General features: G+C 59.2%; 18 protein-coding genes. 16 read left to right on the top strand and 2 right to left on the bottom strand.

All coding sequences use genetic code 11. From position 1 onward, the window contains the following. Window positions 1–92: 92 nt before the first annotated feature. The 15 genes from ASE04_RS17740 to lpxB all read left to right on the top strand — a co-directional run bounded on the left by ASE04_RS17740 (window position 93) and on the right by lpxB (window position 15,061). Window positions 93–929: a cell envelope integrity EipB family protein gene (locus ASE04_RS17740; protein ID WP_056819679.1), complete on the top strand. Its 837-nt coding sequence runs from the start codon at window positions 93–95 to the stop codon at window positions 927–929. A 100-nt stretch (window positions 930–1,029) separates the two neighbouring features. Further along, on the top strand, window positions 1,030–1,734 hold the full coding sequence (locus ASE04_RS17735; RefSeq protein ID WP_443216880.1) for a pentapeptide repeat-containing protein: 705 nt from the start codon (window positions 1,030–1,032) through the stop codon (window positions 1,732–1,734). A 198-nt stretch (window positions 1,735–1,932) separates the two neighbouring features. Then, the gene (gene rpsB, locus ASE04_RS17730) at window positions 1,933–2,694 is read left to right on the top strand and encodes a 30S ribosomal protein S2 (RefSeq protein WP_056819676.1); all 762 of its coding nucleotides are present in this window, start codon (window positions 1,933–1,935) and stop codon (window positions 2,692–2,694) included. Window positions 2,695–2,935: 241 nt separating this feature from the next. Further along, window positions 2,936–3,862 carry a translation elongation factor Ts gene (gene tsf, locus ASE04_RS17725; protein ID WP_056819670.1) on the top strand — a complete coding sequence of 309 codons (927 nt, stop codon included), beginning with the start codon at window positions 2,936–2,938 and terminating at the stop codon, window positions 3,860–3,862. A gap of 93 nt (window positions 3,863–3,955) precedes the next feature. Next, window positions 3,956–4,678, top strand: coding sequence for a UMP kinase (gene pyrH / locus ASE04_RS17720; protein WP_056819667.1), 723 nt, complete (start codon window positions 3,956–3,958; stop codon window positions 4,676–4,678). 51 nt (window positions 4,679–4,729) lie between these two features. Continuing rightward, the gene (gene frr / locus ASE04_RS17715) at window positions 4,730–5,290 is read left to right on the top strand and encodes a ribosome recycling factor (protein WP_056819664.1); all 561 of its coding nucleotides are present in this window, start codon (window positions 4,730–4,732) and stop codon (window positions 5,288–5,290) included. Window positions 5,291–5,334: 44 nt separating this feature from the next. Beyond that, window positions 5,335–6,081 carry an isoprenyl transferase gene (locus tag ASE04_RS17710; RefSeq protein ID WP_056819661.1) on the top strand — a complete coding sequence of 249 codons (747 nt, stop codon included), beginning with the start codon at window positions 5,335–5,337 and terminating at the stop codon, window positions 6,079–6,081. Next, a complete protein-coding gene (locus tag ASE04_RS17705) occupies window positions 6,081–6,914 on the top strand; it encodes a phosphatidate cytidylyltransferase (protein ID WP_056819658.1) in 834 nt (277 codons plus the stop codon). Before ASE04_RS17710 ends, ASE04_RS17705 begins: the two co-directional genes overlap by 1 nt. A 28-nt stretch (window positions 6,915–6,942) precedes the next feature. Next, window positions 6,943–8,076, top strand: a complete 1,134-nt coding sequence (gene rseP / locus ASE04_RS17700) for an RIP metalloprotease RseP (protein WP_056819655.1) — start codon at window positions 6,943–6,945, stop codon at window positions 8,074–8,076. A 195-nt stretch (window positions 8,077–8,271) separates the two neighbouring features. Next, window positions 8,272–10,611 (top strand): outer membrane protein assembly factor BamA, encoded by a 2,340-nt coding sequence (bamA, locus tag ASE04_RS17695; protein ID WP_056820422.1) that lies wholly within the window; start codon window positions 8,272–8,274, stop codon window positions 10,609–10,611. 50 nt (window positions 10,612–10,661) lie between these two features. After that, window positions 10,662–11,723 carry a UDP-3-O-(3-hydroxymyristoyl)glucosamine N-acyltransferase gene (lpxD, locus tag ASE04_RS17690; protein WP_056819652.1) on the top strand — a complete coding sequence of 354 codons (1,062 nt, stop codon included), beginning with the start codon at window positions 10,662–10,664 and terminating at the stop codon, window positions 11,721–11,723. Further along, window positions 11,716–12,183 carry a 3-hydroxyacyl-ACP dehydratase FabZ gene (fabZ, locus tag ASE04_RS17685; protein WP_056819647.1) on the top strand — a complete coding sequence of 156 codons (468 nt, stop codon included), beginning with the start codon at window positions 11,716–11,718 and terminating at the stop codon, window positions 12,181–12,183. The genes lpxD and fabZ overlap by 8 nt, the downstream gene beginning before the upstream one ends. Beyond that, window positions 12,180–12,998: an acyl-ACP--UDP-N-acetylglucosamine O-acyltransferase gene (lpxA, locus tag ASE04_RS17680; RefSeq protein WP_056819644.1), complete on the top strand. Its 819-nt coding sequence runs from the start codon at window positions 12,180–12,182 to the stop codon at window positions 12,996–12,998. Before fabZ ends, lpxA begins: the two co-directional genes overlap by 4 nt. Before the next feature lie 3 nt (window positions 12,999–13,001). Further along, window positions 13,002–13,883: an LpxI family protein gene (locus ASE04_RS17675; RefSeq protein ID WP_056819640.1), complete on the top strand. Its 882-nt coding sequence runs from the start codon at window positions 13,002–13,004 to the stop codon at window positions 13,881–13,883. Next, window positions 13,880–15,061, top strand: a complete 1,182-nt coding sequence (gene lpxB, locus ASE04_RS17670; RefSeq protein WP_056819638.1) for a lipid-A-disaccharide synthase — start codon at window positions 13,880–13,882, stop codon at window positions 15,059–15,061. The genes ASE04_RS17675 and lpxB overlap by 4 nt, the downstream gene beginning before the upstream one ends. 30 nt (window positions 15,062–15,091) lie before the next feature. On the opposite strand, the gene gltA is transcribed toward lpxB, so the two are convergent. Continuing rightward, window positions 15,092–16,381 carry a citrate synthase gene (gene gltA / locus ASE04_RS17665; RefSeq protein WP_056819635.1) on the bottom strand — a complete coding sequence of 430 codons (1,290 nt, stop codon included), beginning with the start codon at window positions 16,379–16,381 and terminating at the stop codon, window positions 15,092–15,094. A 293-nt stretch (window positions 16,382–16,674) separates the two neighbouring features. On the opposite strand from gltA, the gene ASE04_RS17660 reads away from it, so the two are divergent. Beyond that, the gene (locus tag ASE04_RS17660) at window positions 16,675–19,101 is read left to right on the top strand and encodes a ComEC/Rec2 family competence protein (RefSeq protein ID WP_056819632.1); all 2,427 of its coding nucleotides are present in this window, start codon (window positions 16,675–16,677) and stop codon (window positions 19,099–19,101) included. Here the strand turns inward: ASE04_RS17660 and lexA are convergent. Then, complete coding sequence (gene lexA / locus ASE04_RS17655; protein WP_056819628.1) at window positions 19,082–19,798, bottom strand: transcriptional repressor LexA; 717 nt, start codon at window positions 19,796–19,798, stop codon at window positions 19,082–19,084. The two genes, ASE04_RS17660 and lexA, sit on opposite strands and share 20 nt — an antisense overlap. Window positions 19,799–19,995 lie beyond the last annotated feature (197 nt).

Raw genomic sequence — 19,995 nt, 5'->3', positions numbered from 1 at the left:
AAGGCTAGAATCCATTTTGTGACATGTTCGAGCCTCGATTTGGCCGAAAGCGTTCTTATAACATCGCAGGCGAGTCCAACAGGAGATTATCAATGGTCCGATCGAGTCTTGCCGCACTCTTGCTTGCGGGCGTTTCGTCGAGCGTCTACGCAGCGGCACCGGCAACCAGCGCGGCGATCGCCACTGGTCTCGTCGCTCATCGGGCCGTCTACGACCTCGAACTGAAGGATGCCTCCGAACGATCAGGCATCGCCGGCATGTTCGGGCGCATGGTCTACGAGTTCGACGGCAATTATTGCACGGGCTTCACGACAAGCTTCCGTTTCGTGACGCGAATCGATACCGGCGATGCCGTCCGCGTCAGCGATCAGCAGACGAAGACCTTCGAGAACCTTCGCGACCGCAAGTTCACCTTCGACACCAAGTCCTTCACGGACGACCAGCTGGACAAGGAAGTCAACGGCGCCGCCCAAGATCTGGCCGAGGGCGTCAAGGTTGACCTGAAGCAGCCGGCGAGCAAGGAACTGCAGCTTGCTGCAAGTCGTTTCCCGACCGAACACATGCTCGACGTGATCCAGAATGCCAAGGAGGGCAAGCGCATCTTCGAAGCACGGGTGTTCGACGGCTCCGACGATGGAGACAAGGCGCTGGCAACCACTACAGTCGTGGGCAAGCAGATGGTACCGGCGGCCGAGGAAGCCGATTCCGGGAATGCCGGCGCTTTCTCCAAGGCCGCGTTCTGGCCGGTGACGATCTCCTATTTCAACGAGAATACGAAGTCGGATGCACTTCCCGTTTATCGTATGTCGTTCAAGCTCTACGAGAACGGCATTACCCGTGACCTCACCATGGATTATGGTGACTTCGTGCTGTCAGGAAAGCTCTCGAAACTCGAGCTTCTCGACGCCAAGGCTGCACCGTGCAAGTGATTGGTCTCGCTTCCTGATCGGTGCATTCTCGATATATCCAAGGCGCCGTCTCGTATGCTACCAATAAACTATGTGAGTTCACGGCGAGATGGAGTGAGGCTTGGCCGCGAGAAGTGTTTCGACGATTAGCGTTCTTCTGTTGGCGGTAGCAACCATTGGGGCAACCGCGAGTGCGGCCTTCGCCGCCGATTGCAGCTCTACACCAACGGCAGAGATCGATTGGGGCGGCTGCAACAAGAAGCAACTGATGCTGCAGGGCGCCGATTTCCAGAAGGCGAATCTCGTAGATGCGGATTTGACCCTGACCAATCTCAGTGGGACGGATCTCACATCGGCCAATCTTGAGAAGGCGACCCTGGTTCGCGCCTGGTTTACCGGAGCGAAGCTCGGAAACGCAAATTTCGCCAAGGTTGAAGCCTATCGGTCAGGTTTCGAGAATGTCTTTGCCGAAGGGGCGTCTTTCGCAGGCGCAGAGCTGCAGCGCGCCAACTTCAGCGGCGCCAAGCTGGCCGGCGTGAATTTCGAGAAGGCCGAGCTCGGTCGCGCGAATTTCAACAAGGCGGTCCTGACGGGTGCAAGCTTCTCGCTGACGAATCTCTCCCGCGCCGATCTCAGCGACGCGACATTTGAAGGCCCGATCTCGTTTGATCGCGCGTTCATGTTCCTGACCCATATCGACGGGCTCGATCTGTCCGCAGCCACTGGTCTCGAACAGGAGCAGATCGAACTTGCGTGCGGTGATGCCAAGACAAAGCTGCCAAATGGTCTGTCGGTGCCGAAAGGCTGGCCGTGCCCCTCTGATTGACACTTGGCAGGCGCAGTTTGTGGCGAGTTTTTTGACGTGAAGCCTTGCGTTTCCCGGAAAGGGAGGGTAAGGCCACCCACATTCCACACGTAAGGCATGGGATGGTCCGGGAGAAATCCGGATTGTTCCGCCCGGTGGCATTCTCGAAGAGGGTGCTGTTCGCCTTGCGGAGGTTCAACCGGAAAAGGATAACAAGGCATGGCATTGCCCGATTTTTCTATGCGCCAGCTCCTCGAAGCAGGCGTTCACTTCGGCCACCAGACTCACCGCTGGAACCCGAAGATGAAGCCGTACATTTTCGGCGATCGTAACAACATCCACATCATCGATCTGGCTCAGACAGTTCCGATGCTGTCGCGCGCCCTGCAGGTTGTCTCCGACACCGTTGCTCGTGGCGGCCGCGTTCTCTTCGTTGGCACCAAGCGCCAGGCTTCCGAGCTCATCGCTGACTCGGCCAAGCGTTCCGCTCAGTACTACGTCAACTCGCGCTGGCTCGGCGGCATGATGACCAACTGGAAGACGATCTCCAACTCGATCCAGCGCCTGCGCAAGCTCGACGAGATCCTGTCTTCGGAACAGTCCGGTTACAACAAGAAAGAGCGCCTGACCCTCGAGCGCGAGCGCGAAAAGCTCGACAAGGCTCTCGGTGGTATCAAGGACATGGGCGGCACGCCTGACCTGATGTTCATCATCGACACCAACAAGGAAAAGATCGCGATCGACGAAGCCAAGCGCCTCGGCATCCCGGTTGTCGCAATCATCGACTCGAACTGCGATCCGGACCTGATCGACTATCCGATCCCGGGTAACGACGACGCTTCGCGCGCCATCGCTCTCTACTGCGACCTGATCGCACGCGCTGCCATCGACGGTATCGCTCGTCAGCAGGGCGCATCGGGCCGCGACCTCGGTGCTTCGATGGAAGCTCCGGTCGAGCCGGCGCTCGAAGGCGAAGCCTGAGACAGAAGCAGGCGGGCTGAATAGCCCGTCATGCTTTCCAGAGATTGGGAAAGGCCGCTCGCGACTTTCAGTAGTTCGGCGGCCTTGACCGTTTCAGGCGGGGGCAATCAGTCTCTCGCCGTTTGAGTTTCGTATGAGGCGTCTTTCATCACGCTGTCATACATACAGGTACATTTCGTGCCTCAATCCGGTGCCGCACCGCCTTTGGCGGGCCACCGTTTGAACCGACAAGAGGAAGCTTATGACCGAGATTACGGCTGCACTGGTGAAGGAACTGCGCGAGAAGTCCGGCGCAGGCATGATGGACTGCAAGAAGGCGCTGCTGGAAAACAACGGCGACATCGAAGCATCGATCGACTGGCTCCGCGCCAAGGGCATCTCCAAGGCCGACAAGAAGGCCGGTCGCGCTGCCGCTGAAGGCCTGGTTGCCATCGCTGGCGCCGGCCACAAGGCTGTTGTCGTCGAACTCAACTCGGAAACCGACTTCGTTGCCCGCAACGACGCCTTCCAGGATCTGGTTCGCGGCATTGCCAACGTCGCTCTGTCCACCGACGGTTCGGTTGAAGCCATCTCGGCTGCGACCTACCCGGCATCCGGCAAGCCGGTCGCCGACACCATCAAGGACGCGATCGCAACCATCGGCGAAAACATGACGCTGCGCCGCTCTGCCAAGCTCGAAGTCGAGCACGGCGTTGTTGCGACCTACATCCACAACGCTGCTGGCGACGGCATCGGCAAGCTTGGCGTTCTGGTTGCTCTGAAGTCGGAAGGCGACAAGGCTGTCCTGACCTCGATCGGCCGCCAGGTTGCCATGCACATCGCTGCGACCAACCCGCTCGCGATCCGCGCTGAAGAAGTCGACGCTGCTGTTGCCGAGCGCGAACGCAACGTCTTCATCGAACAGGCTCGCGAATCCGGCAAGCCGGAAGCCATCATCGAAAAGATGGTCGACGGCCGTATGCGCAAGTTCTTCGAAGAAGTTGCTCTTCTCTCGCAGGCTTTCGTCATCAACCCCGACCTGACGGTTGGCGCTGCTGTTGAAGCCGCTGCCAAGGAAGCCGGCGCCAAGATCGAAGTCGTCGGCATGGCCCGTCTTCTCCTCGGCGAAGGCGTCGAGAAGGAAGAGAGCGATTTCGCAGCTGAAGTGGCTGCTGTCGCCAAGGGCTGATCGTCCTATATATGTGAAAACCTAAGGGCATCGCGTGACAACGCGATGCCCTTCGTGTATCCGGCACTCAGCGGTAAAATACGAGGAGCCAAGATGTCGTCAGAGCCTGTCTACAAACGCGTTCTACTCAAGGCTTCCGGCGAAGCCCTCATGGGCAGCCAGGGATTTGGAATCGATGTAGCGGTGGCCGATCGCATCGCGGCCGACATTGCAGAAGCAAGGCAGATGGGTGTGGAAGTCGGCGTCGTCGTCGGCGGCGGCAACATCTTCCGTGGCGTGGCTGTTGCCTCCAAGGGCGGCGACCGCGTCACCGGCGACCACATGGGCATGCTTGCGACCGTGATCAACGCACTCGCGCTGGCAACGTCGCTACGCAAGCTCAACATCGATACCGTGGTCCTTTCAGCCATCGCGATGCCCGAGATTTGCGAGAGCTTCTCGCAGCGTGCGACGCTCTATCACCTGTCGCTCGGTCGTGTCGTGATCTTCGCTGGCGGCACCGGCAATCCCTTCTTCACCACGGACTCCGCAGCAGCGCTTCGCGCCGCTGAAATGGGCGCCCAAGCGATCTTCAAGGGAACCCAGGTCGATGGTATCTATTCGGCAGATCCTAAAAAGGTGCCCGATGCCACGCGCTTCGATCACCTGACGCACAAGGAAGTCCTCGATAAGGGGCTGGCCGTCATGGACGTTGCCGCGGTGGCGCTGGCACGCGAAAATTCCATTCCGATCATCGTCTTCTCCATTCACGAGAAGGGCGGTTTTGCGGAGATCCTCAAGGGCGGTGGTCTGAAGACCGTCGTCTCCGATAATTGATTGAGTAGCGGCAGCGTTTGCCGCAGCTTCTACCGATACGGGAGCACTGAAATGAGCCAAGGCATAGATATCAACGACATCAAGCGTCGCATGGATGGCGCGATCAATGCGTTCAAGAGCGATATCGCATCGCTACGCACCGGCCGTGCGTCGGCCAACATTCTCGATCCAGTCACGGTCGAAGCCTATGGTTCGCGTGTACCGCTGAACCAGGTAGCAAACGTGACAGTGCCCGAGCCTCGCATGCTCGGCATCTCCGTCTGGGACAAGTCGATGGTCAACGCCGTCGATCGCGCGATCCGCGAGGCCAACCTCGGCCTCAATCCGATCGTCGACGGCCAGAATCTCCGTATTCCTCTGCCGGAACTGAACGAAGAGCGCCGCAAGTCGCTCGTCAAGGTTGCTCACGACTATGCGGAAAAAAGCAAGGTTGCGATTCGCCATGTTCGCCGCGATGGCATGGACGGCCTTAAGAAAGCCGAAAAAGACGGTGTGATTGGCCAGGACGAAAGCCGGGCACAGTCGGATCGTGTGCAGAAGATGACAGACGAGACGATTTCTGAGGTCGATCGCTTGCTTGGCGAGAAGGAAAAGGAAATCATGCAGGTCTAGTGGGACCTGCAGCTGAGCCTATGGCTGGAAGAACCGGACGGGAAATGTCGGAAAGAACATTTTTGACTGTACCAGAACATGTTGCCATCATCATGGATGGCAACGGCCGATGGGCAAAGCAGCGCGGATTACCGCGCACGATGGGGCATAGGAAGGGCGTCGACGCTGTCCGCGAGACCGTGCGGGTCGCTGGCGATGTCGGGATAAAATATCTTACCCTGTTTGCTTTCTCGTCGGAGAACTGGCGCCGCCCGGAAACCGAAGTGTCCGATCTTCTCGGGTTGCTGAAGGCTTTTATCCGTCGCGATCTTGCGGAGTTGCATCGCCAGAACGTGCGCGTGAAGGTGATTGGCGATCGCTACAGCCTTCAGAATGATATTCTCGACCTACTGGTCGATGCGGAAGAGACAACCAAGGCGAACACGGCGCTGACGCTCGTGATTGCCTTCAACTACGGCTCACGCGACGAGATCGCTCGTGCGATGACGAGCCTTGCTCGCGATATCGAGAGCGGCCATCTCCGGGCTCAGGACGTCACGCCCGCGTTGATCAGTGCGCGCCTAGATACCGCTGGTATTCCGGATCCCGACCTGATCATCCGCACGAGCGGCGAGGAGCGGTTGTCGAACTTCCTGCTCTGGCAGGCTGCCTACTCCGAGTTCATCTTCTTGCCGGACTATTGGCCCGATTTCAGCCGTGAGACATTCTATTCGGCCCTGGAGACCTTTGCCGCCAGGGATCGTCGATTCGGCGGCCTCGTGGCGCAGGCTGCCGCAGCAGTGGGCACCTGATGCAGCCGGAACTCAAGCTCCGCATCATATCCGGCATCATTCTGGCGATCGTCGTTCTCGGTGCGACCATCTATGGTGGCGTGGTCTTCAGTGTGCTTTCGGCGTTGATCGGGCTGCTGATCTATTATGAATGGTCGACCATTGCGCGTTTGCAGGCCGAACGACCGCTGGCGAACGCCGTGGGTTGGATCGGTCAGGCGGCAATTGCAGCAGCAGTGATCGCGGGAACGCTTGGCTATTCCCTTATCCTGCTCGCGCTATTCTTCGTTCTCGCGATCGGCCTGATGTTTGCCGGGCGCGCATCTGCCTGGTTTCCCGCGGGTGTCGTGTATGCGGGGCTGACCGGGATTGCGCTGTCGAGTATTCGCGGTTCGGACAGTGCCGGCCTGCATGCGATGCTCTTCGTGTTCGCCGTCGTGTGGGCAACGGACATTCTCGCCTATTTCGTCGGTCGCGCTATCGGTGGACCGAAGCTGGCTCCGAAAATATCCCCCGGCAAGACGTGGTCGGGGGCGATTGGCGGGGCTGTATTCGCGATCGTGGCGGGCGTTCTCGTCGCGTATTTCGCATTGTCTGGAAAAGTCGCGCTGGCTGCCCCGATCGCGCTTATTCTATCGGTCTTCAGTCAGTCTGGCGATCTCTTCGAATCGTTCGTCAAACGTCGCTTCGGAGTGAAGGATTCGAGCCATCTCATCCCGGGACACGGCGGCGTCATGGACCGGGTTGACGGGCTCATTTTTGCCTGTTTTGCGGCGTTCTTGCTAGCTGGGCTTTTTTCGCTGATAAAGGGCGGTGAAGTGACGTCGCTCGGTGCAGCCCTGTTCGGCGTTTGATGTCTGCAGAGGCTGGCGGAAAGATCTTATGCTTGGCTTGACCGGAATACTTGGGTTTTTGACGGGTTACATTGTCCCGTTCGTCCTTGTGTTGTCATTGCTCGTCTTCGTGCACGAGATGGGGCACTACCTCGTTGGTCGCTGGAGCGGAATCCGCGTTCTGGCGTTTTCGATCGGCTTCGGCCCGGAATTGATTGGCTTCACTGACCGCCATGGAACGCGCTGGAAGCTCTCGGCGATTCCCCTCGGCGGCTACGTCCGATTCTTCGGCGACGAAGATGCCTCCAGCAAGCCTGACGAAGAAAAGCTTGCGGCAATGTCGGAGGAGGAGCGCGCTGCATCGTTTGCCGGCGCCAAGCTCTGGAAGCGCGCGGCGACCGTGGCAGCGGGGCCGATTGCAAACTTCATTCTCGCGATTGCCATCTTCGCGGTCCTGTTCTCTATCTACGGCCGCTCGGTCGCCGATCCTGTTGTTGCTGAGGTAAAGCCCGGCAGTGCTGCTGCCGAGGCGGGTATTGCGCCGGGCGACCTGCTTGTTTCCATCGACGGTGAGAAGGTCGAGACCTTCGATGACGTCCGTCGCTACGTCAGCATTCGCCCCCAGCAGAAGATTCTCGTTACGATCGAACGCAATGGCGAGAAGCTCGACGTGCCGATGGTGCCTGTTCGCACCGATATGACGGATCAGTTCGGCAACAAGATCGAGATTGGACTGATTGGCATCGTCACCAATCAAGAAGTTGGCCATTTCCGGCTGCAGACCTACACGCCGTTTGGCGCGCTGAAGGAAGGCACGATCCAGACCTGGCATATCGTGACCGGCACATTCAAATATATCGGCAATCTTGTTTCCGGTTACATGAAGCCCGACCAGCTTGGCGGGCCGATCCGCGTCGCGCAGGCATCCGGCCAGATGGCGACGCTAGGCGTTGCAGCTTTGCTTCAGCTGGCTGCCGTTCTGTCGGTTTCCATTGGTTTGCTCAACCTGATGCCGGTTCCGGTACTTGATGGCGGCCATCTGATGTTTTATGCGATTGAGGCGGTGAGGGGAAAACCGTTGGGATCGTCGGCCCAGGAGATTGCGTTTCGCATCGGCCTGGCCATGGTTCTGAGCCTGATGGTTTTCGCCACCTGGAACGATATAAGCGCATTGATTGGATAGCCGGCGGCGAGAAAAAATTACCGTTTATTTACGATGTTTCAAAGCTGTAGTGGCGAATGCGTCACGCTTCGAAATGAAGTAAACAGAAATTAACTTGCTACCTTGCTTGTATGTCAAAAGCGGGTAAAACGACACACGTGGCCGGAATCGGGGGACGCCTGACGCCGGGGACGAGAAACAAAGGTAATGGGTGAAATGAAGGCTGGTTCAAGATTTTTGAACGCAGTATCGGCGGTTGCGCTGTCTGCTGGTGTTGTTGCTTCGGGGGCAGGTGCAACGGTTTTCGTCTCGGCTACCTCAGCTGAGGCTGCCGTCATTCAGCGTGTCGATGTGCGTGGAGCGAGCCGTGTTGGCGCCGAAGCCGTGCGGTCGAACCTGACGATCACGCCCGGCAAAAGCTTCTCGAACACCGACATCGACGACTCGGTCAAGCAGCTCTACGACACCGGGTACTTTTCGGATGTGAAGATCTCCGTTTCCGGCGGGACGCTTGTCGTCACCGTTGAAGAAGCGCAGCTGGTCAATCAGGTTGTCTTCAACGGAAACCGCAAGATCAAGGACGACAAGCTCGCTGCCGTCGTCAAGACGCACGCTGCTGGCCCTTACAGCGAAGCGCAGGTCCAGGCCGACATTCAGTCGATCAAGGACGCCTATGCTGCGACCGGCCGTAGCGAAGTCGAAGTGACGACGCAGGTGGTTCCGCTTGGTGAAGGCCGCGTAAACCTGGCTTATGTCGTCAACGAAGGTGATCGTACCAAGATCGCTGCCATCAATTTCGTCGGCAATAGCGCCTACAGCTCTGGCCGTCTGGCTTCCGTCATCAACACGAAGCGCTCCAACTTCCTGTCGTTCCTGACCCGCAAGGACGTATACAGCGAAGACAAGCTGCACGCCGATGAAGAAGCGCTGCGCCAGTTCTATTACAACCGCGGCTACGCCGATTTCCGTATCGTCTCTTCCGATGCCGCCTTCGATGAAGGCACGAACAAATACACCCTGACCTTCAACATCGAAGAAGGTCCGCGTTACGACTTCGGCGCCGTTACGGTTCAGTCGACCGTCCAGGGTATCGACGGCGCGCAGCTGCAGGGCCTCGTTCGCACGCAGGAAGGCAATGTCTACAACGCCAAGGAAGTCCAGAAGTCGATCGAGGCCATCTCGGATCAGGTCGCTTCCGCAGGCTATCCGTTCGCTCGCGTCACGCCGCGTGGCAACCGCGATCTGAACAACAACACGATCGGTGTTGAATATCTGGTCGACCAGGGCGAGCGCGCATACGTCGAGCGTATCGAAATCCGCGGCAACAGCCGCACGCGCGACTACGTCATCCGTCGCGAGTTCGACATGAGCGAAGGCGACGCCTTCAACCAGCAGATGATCACGAAGGCGAAGCGTCGCCTCGAGGCTCTCGGCTACTTCTCCTCGGTCAACATCTCGACTCAGCCTGGCAGCTCGCCGGACCGCGTTGTCGTCGTCGTCGACGTACAGGATCAGGCAACCGGTTCGTTCGGTATCGGCGCAGGCTATGCCGCCGGCGGCGACGGCCTTCTGCTCGAAGCGTCGGTCGAAGAAAAGAACTTCCTCGGTCGTGGCCAGTACATCAAGGTCAGCGCAGGTGGCGGCGAAGAAGGCTCGCGTACTTACGGGCTGAACTTCACCGAGCCTTACTTCCTCGGTTATCGTTTGGCTGTCGGTTTCGACATCAACCACAGCGAGACGTCGAGCAACGACAACTACGACTACGAAGAAAACAACGTCGTATTGCGTGCAACGGCGCCGATCACTGAAGATCTGGCGACGACCTTCCGCTATAACTACAAGCAGATGAAGTATGATCCATCGGGATCGCTGTCTGATCTGTCGACGCCTTACCAGGATCTCGTCAACAACAGCCCTTGGGTGAAGTCGTCTGTTTCTCAGACGCTGACCTACAACACGCTGGACGACATGATTCTGCCGCGCGAAGGTATTTATGCCAGCGCCACGCAGGAAATTGCCGGTCTTGGCGGCGACTCGCAGTTCTACAAGCTCTACGGCAAGGCTCGCTACTACCATCTGCTGGCTGACGACGCCGATATCATCGGCTCGGTCTCAGGTTCTGCAGGCTACGTTGTCGGCTTCGGCGACGATCTGCACGTCTTCGACCAGTTCACGCTGACGAACGGCGACATCCGTGGCTTCGAGAATAAGGGTATCGGTCCTCGCGTCGGCGGTGGTCCGGATGATCCGCTCGGTGGTACCACCTACTTCACGGTTTCCGCGGAAGCGACCTTCCCGTTGCCTGCTGTTCCGCGTGACTTCGGTCTGCGCGGCGCCGTCTTCGCCGACGCCGGCACGCTCTTTGGCAACAAGGTCAGCGTCGGTGGTGGTGAGTTCGTCAACGGTGAAGACGCATCCCTGCGTGCATCCGTTGGTATCGGTCTGGTCTGGAATTCGCCGTTCGGTGCACTCCGCGTCGACTACGCCTTCCCGGTCCTGAAGGAAGACTACGACAAGGTTCAGCACTTCAAGTTTGGCATCAACAACCAATTCTGATATCGGCAGTCCGGAACCGTAACGTCGAATTCCGTTCTGGAGATTTGCCGATGGAGCAAACTTGTTTTTTTCTGCCCCATGATGGCGTGAAGCTTTCAGAGCTAGCGCAGTATCTTGGGGCAGAACTTGCTAACCCGAAAAGTGCAGACATCGTTATCCACTCCGTCGCTCCGGTTAGCCGGGCGAAGGAGGGAGATGTTTGCTATGTCATTTCCAAGAAGAGCAAGGATGAACTCGCATCCTGCCAAGCCTCCGCTGTAATCTGCAGCGCGGGTCTTCAATCGATCGTGCCGTCTCATATCGCCGTTCTGGTCTCGAAAAACGCCCACGCGGCATTCGCGATGGCCGGCGGTTTCCTGTACCCAACGGCGCTCCAGCCCTTGCCGACGCTCTCACAGTCGGCTGGCATCTCCGATCGCGCCGCGGTCGATCCGACCGCCAAGCTCGAGAAGAATGTCGCGGTCGAGCCGTTTGCCGTGATCGGAGCGAATGCTGAGATCGGCGAAGGCACGAGAATCGGCGCCGGCGCCGTCATCGGGCCTGGCGTGAAGATCGGTCGCAATTGCTCGATTGCCGCCGGGAGCAGCGTGATCTGTGCGCTCGTCGGAAACGGCGTTATCATTCATAATGGCGCGCGGATCGGCCAGGATGGCTTCGGCTACGCCCCCGGACAGCGGGGAATGATCAAGATCGTCCAGATCGGCCGCGTTATTATTCAAGATCACGTTGAAATCGGCGCGAACACGACGATTGATCGCGGCACGATGGATGATACGGTCATCGGCGAAGGCACGAAGATCGATAATCAGGTACAGATCGGCCACAATGTCCGCATTGGCCGTCACTGTGCGATCGTGTCTCAGGTTGGCATTGCCGGCAGCGCCGTTCTGTGCGACGGGGTGCAGGTCGGCGGCCAGGTAGGTATCAACGGCCACATCACGATCGGCGCGGGCGTCCAGATCGCCGCCAAGAGCGGTGTTGTGGGCGACATTCCAGCGGGCGAGCGTTATGGCGGGGTGCCAGCGCGCCCGATCAACGATTTTCTGCGCGAGGTCGCAACCGTTATGACGCGAGCGGCCGGCGCCAAGAAACCGGGAGAAAAGAATGACTGAGCAAGTCACGAAGCAGCTTTCTTCGGCAGATATCATCGAAATCATGAAGCTGCTGCCGCACCGCTATCCGTTCCTATTGGTCGACAGGATTATCGAGATCGACGGCGACGATTCCGCGATCGGCATCAAGAACGTTACCGCGAACGAGCCGCATTTTACCGGGCACTTTCCGGAGTCCCCGATCATGCCTGGGGTTCTTCTGGTCGAAGGCATGGCTCAGACGGCCGGTGCGATCTGTGCGAAGAAGGAAGGCGAGAGTGGCAACCTCGTCTACTTCATGACGATCGACAACGCGCGCTTCAGGAAGCCCGTGGTGCCTGGCGATCGCGTCGAGTATCATGTCAAGAAGCAAAAGCAGCGCGGCAACATCTGGAAGTTCCACTGCGACGCCAAGGTGGATGGCGCACTCGTTGCTGAGGCCGATATCGGTGCAATGATTGTCCGCAAGGGAAAAGCATGAGCATGATCGCAACCAGCGCCAGCATCCACCCGATGACGGTCGTCGAAGATGGCGCGGTAATCGGCGAAAATGTCAAGATTGGTCCCTTTTGCCATGTCGGGCCGCATGTCGTGCTCGGCGACAACGTGGAGTTGCTCGCGCATGCGGTCGTGACCGGACGCACGACGATCGGCAAGGGAACACGTATTTTTCCAATGGCCGTTATCGGCGGCGACCCGCAAAGTGTCCATCACGGCGGCGAGGAAACCACGCTTTCGGTCGGTGACAATTGCACCATCCGCGAGGGTGTCACCATGAATACCGGCACGGCCGATTTCGGTGGCAAGACCATCGTCGGAAACAACAATCTTTTCCTGGCGAATTCGCATGTTGCTCATGATTGCCGTGTTGGTGATCACGTCATCATGTCGAACAACGTGATGCTCGCAGGACACGTCGTTATCGAGGATCGCGTGATTTTGGGCGGTGGCTCCGCCGTTCATCAGTTTACGCGCGTTGGCCGCCAGGCGTTCGTCGGTGGTCTCTCGGCCGTGAGCTACGATGTCATTCCCTATGGCATGCTGAACGGGAACCCCGGCGTGCTCGGCGGACTCAACGTGGTCGGTATGACGCGCGCCGGCGTCGACCGCGCCACAATTCACGTCGTTCGTCGCGCCTACAAGGCGATCTTCGAAGGCGGTGGATCTGCTCGAGACAATGCCGCTGCGATCCGCGAGGAATACGCTGAGTGCGAGCAGGTCATGCATATCCTGGATTTCATTGCGGCCGAGAGTGATCGTGCTCTTTCCTCGCCGACCAGAGGCTCGAAAGGGTGATGCTTGTCTCCGGCCGGTGACGCGACGAAAGGGCGGCTCGCGATTATCGCGGGCAGCGGCCTTCTTCCTTCCTACGTTGCCGACGCAGCACGAGTCGCGGGCGAGAATCCCTTCATCATCGCGTTGAAAAACGAGGCTGACCGTTCCTGGCAGGATTTCGATCATGCGACGATAGGCGTCGGCGATCTTGCGGCGCTGAGCCGCCTGCTGGATACGAATGGCGTAGACCGCGTCGTGATGTCGGGGGGCGTGAAGCGCCGCCCGGATTGGCGCGAGGTTCGTCCGACCTGGAAAACGCTGACAAAGATTCCCGGAACAATCCGTACGCTGCTGTCAGGTGGCGACGATACCGTTCTTCGCATGGTGATCAAGCTGCTGGAGGAGAACGGTCGGCGGGTTGTCGGCGCCCAGGAGATCGCGCCGGATTTGCTGGCGATGGTGGGCCCCTTGGGCGCGGTGGCGCCGAATGCGGATGATTTGAGAGACATTGCCAAGGCGGTGGAGGCAGCGGACGCTCTCGGTCGGCTTGACATCGGGCAGGGCGCCGTCGCCGTCGGCGGTCGGATCGTGGCTTTGGAAGGCGTCGAGGGCACGGATAGCATGCTTGAGCGCGTTGCAGGCCTGCGCGCCGCCGGACGGATCTCGGCGCGCCGCAAGGGTGTGCTCGTAAAACTCTGCAAGCCGCAGCAGGACATTCGTGCCGACCTGCCTTCGATGGGAATATCGACCGTCGAGAACGCAAGGAAGGCGGGGCTTGGTGGCGTCGCCGTGGAAGCCGGCCGAGCGCTTGTGTTGGAGAGAGACGCTGCGATTAAGGCGGCGAATGATGCCGGCCTCTTTATCTGCGGCATCGATCGCGGTTTGCCATCGTGGGGATTGGAATGAGCAGGGAAACTCTGAGCGTCGCGATTATAGCCGGTGAGGTCTCGGGAGATCTTCTCGCCGCGGATCTTGTTGCTGCCCTGAAGGATCGGCACCCTGGTCCCATCGAATTGGTCGGTGTCGGTGGAGAAGCTCTGGAAGCTCAGGGCTTGCGATCGCTCTTCGATTTTTCCGAGTTGTCGATCATGGGCATCACGCAGGTGATCGCCCGGTTGCCCAATCTGGTTCGTCGTATTCGGCAGACCGCCGAGGCGGTGATTGCTGCAAAGCCGGATGTCCTTGTCATCGTCGACAGCCCGGATTTCACGCATCGCGTCGCTAAGCGCGTGCGCGCTGCTTTGCCGCATTGCCCCATCGTGAACTATGTCTGTCCGAGCGTCTGGGCATGGAAGGAATACCGAGCCCAAAAAATGCTCGGCTATGTCGACCATGTCTTGGCCGTGCTGCCGTTCGAACCGGAGATCATGAAGAAATTGGGCGGCCCGCCGACGACCTATGTCGGACACCGCCTGACGGCTGATCGGTCGTTGCTCGCGGCGCGCCAGTTGCGCGCCGAAACAACGCCGCGCCAAGCGACGGATCGCCGGACGATCATGCTTCTGCCCGGATCGCGTGGTTCGGAGATCTCCAAGCTACTCCCGCACTTTGGCGAGGCGGTGCAGGAGCTTTCCGCTCGCAACGCCAATCTGCGCTTCGTGCTGCCAACCCTGGCGCGCAGGGAGACAATGATACGCGAAATCATGGCAGGCTGGACGGTAAAGCCGGATTTCGCTGTCGGAGCTGACGCAAAGTGGCGGGCATTCGCGGAGGCGGATGCTGCGATGGCGGCATCTGGCACCGTCATTCTCGAACTCGCACTCACCGGCGTTCCATGTGTATCGGCTTATCAGACCGATTGGATCATCAAGCTGATGACGAAGCGCATCAAGACGTGGACGGGGGCCATCCCCAATCTCATCGCCGACTATGCGGTCGTGCCTGAGTATATAAACGAGGTTGTTCGCGGAGCGAGCCTGGCGCGCTGGATGGAGAAACTCTCCGTCGATACCCTGCCACGCCGCGCAATGGTCGAGGGATACGACCTTGTGTGGGAGCGCATGCGCACCGAAAAGCCACCAGGCGAGCACGCCGCCGAAATCGTGCTTGATGTCCTCCAAAAGAAAAAGCCCGGCCATTTCTGACCGGGCTTTTTCTATTTTTGCGGTTTCGGCTTAACGCTTGGAAACCGGATTGTAGTCGCGCTTCGGCTCGCCGATGTAGAGCTGACGCGGACGTCCGATACGCTGCTGCGGATCTTCGATCATCTCGTTCCATTGAGCGATCCAACCGACGGTACGCGCCAGGGCAAAGAGCACCGTGAACATGGTCGTGGGGAAGCCGAGAGCCTTCAGCGTGATTCCGGAATAGAAGTCGATGTTCGGATAGAGCTTCTTCTCGATGAAGTACTCGTCCGTCAGCGCGATGCGCTCGAGTTCCATTGCTACTTCCAGCAGCGGGTCGTCCTTGATGCCGAGTTCGCCGAGGACTTCATGCGTCGTCTTCTGCATGATCTTGGCGCGCGGGTCGTAGTTCTTGTAGACGCGATGACCAAAGCCCATCAGGCGGAACGGATCGTTCTTGTCCTTGGCGCGGGCGACGTACTCAGGGATGCGGTCAACGCTGCCGATTTCCTGCAGCATGTTGAGAGCCGCTTCGTTGGCGCCGCCGTGAGCGGGGCCCCAGAGGCAGGCGATGCCGGCCGCGATGCAGGCAAACGGGTTGGCACCCGAGGAGCCGGCGAGACGAACGGTCGAGGTCGATGCGTTCTGCTCGTGGTCGGCATGCAGGATGAAGATGCGGTCCATGGCGCGCGACAGCACCGGATTGACCACATATTCCTCGCAAGGAACGGCAAAGCACATACGCAGGAAGTTCGACGCGTAGTCGAGATCGTTCTTCGGGTAAACGAAGGGCTGGCCGATATGATACTTGTAGGCCATCGCGGCGATCGTCGGCATCTTGGCGATCATGCGCAGGCTTGCGACCATGCGCTGGTGCGGATCGGTGATGTCGGTCGAGTCATGATAGAAGGCAGACAGGGCGCCGACACAGCCGCACATGACGGCCATCGGGTGAGCGTCGCGGCGGAAGCCCGTGAAGAAGCGGCTCATCTGCTCGTGCACCATGGTGTGGTGCGTTACGCGATAGTCGAAGTCCTTCTTCTGTGCTGCGGTCGGCAGTTCGCCGTAGAGAAGCAGATAGCAGACTTCGAGGAAGTCGCCGTGCTCGGCGAGCTGCTCGATCGGATAACCGCGGTGCAGAAGAACGCCTTCGTCGCCGTCGATATAGGTGATTTTCGATTCACAGGATGCGGTCGAGGTGAAACCAGGATCGTACGTGAAGGAAGCCGTGTTCTTGTACAGGGCGCCGATATCGATGACGTCAGGGCCGATCGTGCCGCTCTTGACGGCGAGGTCGACTGATTTGTCACCGATTTTCAGTGTTGCGCTTTGTTCCGTCATTCTGATCCTCCAAACTGGCGGGTGGCGCCATAAAAGCGCCATAGGGTTAAGCGTCGTCGACGATAGCTATATGATCGCGGCCCTAATGCCAAGTTACCGTGAAGCCATTTTGTGCATCGCAGTATCAACATTTAAGCAGCGCAGAGATGCCGTTCTTGCATAGCGGAAGCTAATGATAATCCTTGGCTTTTCGGTGTTCGAAATTCTCTCTTTAATTCAATCGATTATTGTTGCCTGAGGGCCCGATAGCTTGCATTCTGGTTGTAGAATGGGGTCGTTGCGGGCAGGAATGCATGCCGGAGTTGAAGACGATCGAGGCCGACTCGGGCGCATCGCTTGCGACGTCAAGCGTAACCGCCTCCGCACAGGTTGTGATCGTACGTCCCGCATCGCCGACATTCACGCAAACGTCATCACGGTGGCCCTCGAAAATCGCCCGGCAGGCGGGGCGGCACTGGTCTGCCGGCAGGCTGGCGGTAGCCGCGGAACTGGATCATGGACGTCTGTTTCTTTGCGCGCCCGTGCTCGCCGGCGCCGGTGCCGTTGCCTGGTTCGAGTTCGACACCGATACCTCGTTGTTCAGGCTTGGCGCATGGATTGCCTTCTTGGCGCTGGTGTTTGTTGCGGCAGGCGCCGGCAGACCGCTGCCGAGGCGCGCCGCACTTGCCGGTCTCCTATGTGTCGGCGGCATGTTGGCAGCGCAGATCGAGACATGGCGGGCAGGGACGATCATTCTCGACTCCGCCGTCACGACGACAATGACCGGTCGTGTCGAACGCCGCGAGGGCGATGACAAAGGCCGATGGCGGTACATCCTCGCCGTGGAGCGCACCGCGTCACCGGTGCTGAAGCGCATGCCAGCACGTGTGTCTCTGTTGGCGCGTGGGGATGCGCCAATTCCGATCGGCAGTTGGATAGAAGTTCGTGCCCGTTTCACCCCTCCGGCCGGTCCGGCTTTGCCGGGGTTGAACGATTTCGCCTTCGATGCCTATTTCGCCGGCGTCGGCGCAAATGGCTTTGCCTATGGCGAACCGGCCGAGGTCGCTCCGGATCTTCTGTCGCCGCAACGTTCGGTATCGGACACGGTCGTCGAAGGCCTGTATCGGTTGAGAAGCAGCATTGGCGAACGTATTCGCTCGATACTGCCCGGAGATACCGGCGCCTTTGCCGCATCGCTTGTCACCGATGAGCGCCGGGCAATCTCGGACGAGACGACCGAGGCGTTGCGTCAATCCGGTCTTGCCCATATCGTCGCCATCTCGGGGCTGAACATGGCGCTATCGGCCGGGATTTTTTTCATTGGTCTACGGTGCATCTTCGGTCTTTTCCCTGCCTTCGCGCAGGCCTATCCGACCAAAAAGATTGCCGCAGCCGGCGCGTTGGCGGCACTCACCGCCTATTATCTCATATCCGGCTTCGCGGTCTCGGCCGAACGAGCCTATATCATGATGGCGGTGATGCTGGTCGCGGCACTTTTCGACCGTCCCTCGATCAGCCTCCGCAATATCGCCCTCTCGGCGCTGCTGATCATCCTGACATCGCCGTCCGCGGTGCTCGGACCAAGCTTTCAGATGTCGTTTGCCGCCACGCTGGCCCTGGTATCGGGCTATGTGGGCTGGATAAGCGGCGCCATGCCTGGCAAGGCGCTATTCGTTCACCCCGCTTTCAAGCCGATCGGGTTCGTGCTCCGCTTCTTCGCCGGCATTGCCCTGACGTCGATGATTGGTGGTTTCTCGACCGCACTCTTCTCGATCGAGCATTTTCACCGCCTGAGTGCCTATGGTTTGCCTGCGAACCTGATGGCAATGCCGGTTATCTCGTTCATCGTCATGCCGATGGGCATGCTGGCGATGCTGCTGACGCCGCTCGGCCTTGATGTCCTGCCCTGGAGGATAGCGGGCTTCGGTCTGGATATCGTCATAGACATAGCCAAGACCGTGTCGGGCTGGGGAGGCACCGTCGACATCGGCCGCCTTCCGGCATGGTATTTTCTCGTCGCCTCACTGGCTTTCCTGCTGCAGACGCTGCTTTTCACCCGTCTCAAGTATCTCGGCTTCGCAGTCATGCTGGTCGCGACCGCCTGCCTCAAGCTTCTGCCGGCATCGCCTTCACCGGAGTTGCTCGTATCGGATGACGGCTCGCTGGTCGCAGTCATTGACGACGACGTGCTTGCGACCAACAAACCAAAGCCCGGGAATTTCATTTTCAATCAATGGCAGCGGGCGCTGGCGATCGAGCCGCAAGTGCCGCCGCTGATACTCGCGGATGCTCCGCCGCCGCCACGGAAGCGGGACCACGAGCGTGTGGTCCTGACTGCGAACGAGCGGCGCATTGCGACCGATCTCATGCGTCGTTCGACGGAAACGGGACAATTTTCCTGCGCGAAATCGGCCTGGTGCGCCGTCACTCTCAAAAGCGGCTATCTGGTCGTCGTTGTCGACAATCTCGCCTATCTCGGCTCGGCATGCGACGTCGCAGATATCGTCATAACGCCCGCGCGGGTTCGGCTTAAGGAATGCAGGTCCGGATCGCTGTTGTTCACCGGCGAGAGCCTTCGTCGCACCGGCGCGCTGGAAATACGCATAGACGATCAGGGGGCACCGGTGATCGGCGCAGCCTACACCGGACTGGATCGCCCCTGGATGCGGCAGCGAGCCTATGATTGGCGCACCGGCACCTATGCGGAAACCGTGCCGCCGCCTAGTGATAACGGCGGATGAGCCCAACAAGTTTACCTTGCACCTTGACGCGGTCGGGGCCGAAAATGCGCGTTTCGTAAGCCGGATTGGCGGCTTCCAGCGCGATCGATGCGCCCTTGCGGCGGAAGCGCTTCAAGGTCGCTTCCTCGTCATCGACCAGCGCCACGACGATGTCGCCGGGGTTGGCTGTGCTGCCATTGCGAATGATAACCGTATCGCCATCGAAAATGCCGGCCTCGATCATTGAGTCGCCCTTGACCTCGAGCGCGTAATGCTCACCGGAAGCAAGCATGTCGGCTGGCACGGAAATATCATGGGTGTTGTTCTGGATTGCCGAAATCGGAACGCCTGCCGCAATGCGTCCCATGACGGGCACGGAGACGGAATTACCGTTGTCGGCGCTAGGCGTGGGCTTCGGCGCCGGGGCAGGTTGTGGCTTGCCAAGACTGCCTTCGATCACGCTCGGCGAAAAGCCGCGGCGAGGCTGGATGCTGGGGCTATAGGCCTCCGGCAGCTTGATGACCTCAAGTGCGCGTGCCCGGTTCGGAAGTCGACGAATGAAGCCGCGTTCCTCGAGAGCGGTGATCAGCCGGTGAATGCCCGACTTCGAAGCGAGGTCGAGTGCATCCTTCATCTCGTCGAAGGACGGGGGAACGCCGGACTCCTTCATTCGCTCGTGAATGAAGAGAAGAAGCTCCTGTTGCTTGCGTGTCAGCATCGAAGTCGAACCCCAGAGTCGTGAAACAAAGCCAGAACGGACACTATATGTTCCATATGTGTTCCGCAAGTGCCTAAATTTTCGTAAAACTTGCGTCGGACTTGTCGTGTTTTTTCATTTCATTTGCGGGACATCGAAGCCTGTTGCATTGTTTTGCCATCAGGCGCACACCGACGCTGGTCTTAGAAGGAGGATCT

Origin of the sequence: Rhizobium sp. Root708 (genome assembly GCF_001429725.1) — a bacterium.
Classification (GTDB): domain Bacteria; phylum Pseudomonadota; class Alphaproteobacteria; order Rhizobiales; family Rhizobiaceae; genus Rhizobium.
The sequence above is the reverse complement of the archived record's forward strand: the minus strand, read 5'-3'. Positions and strand labels throughout refer to the sequence as shown.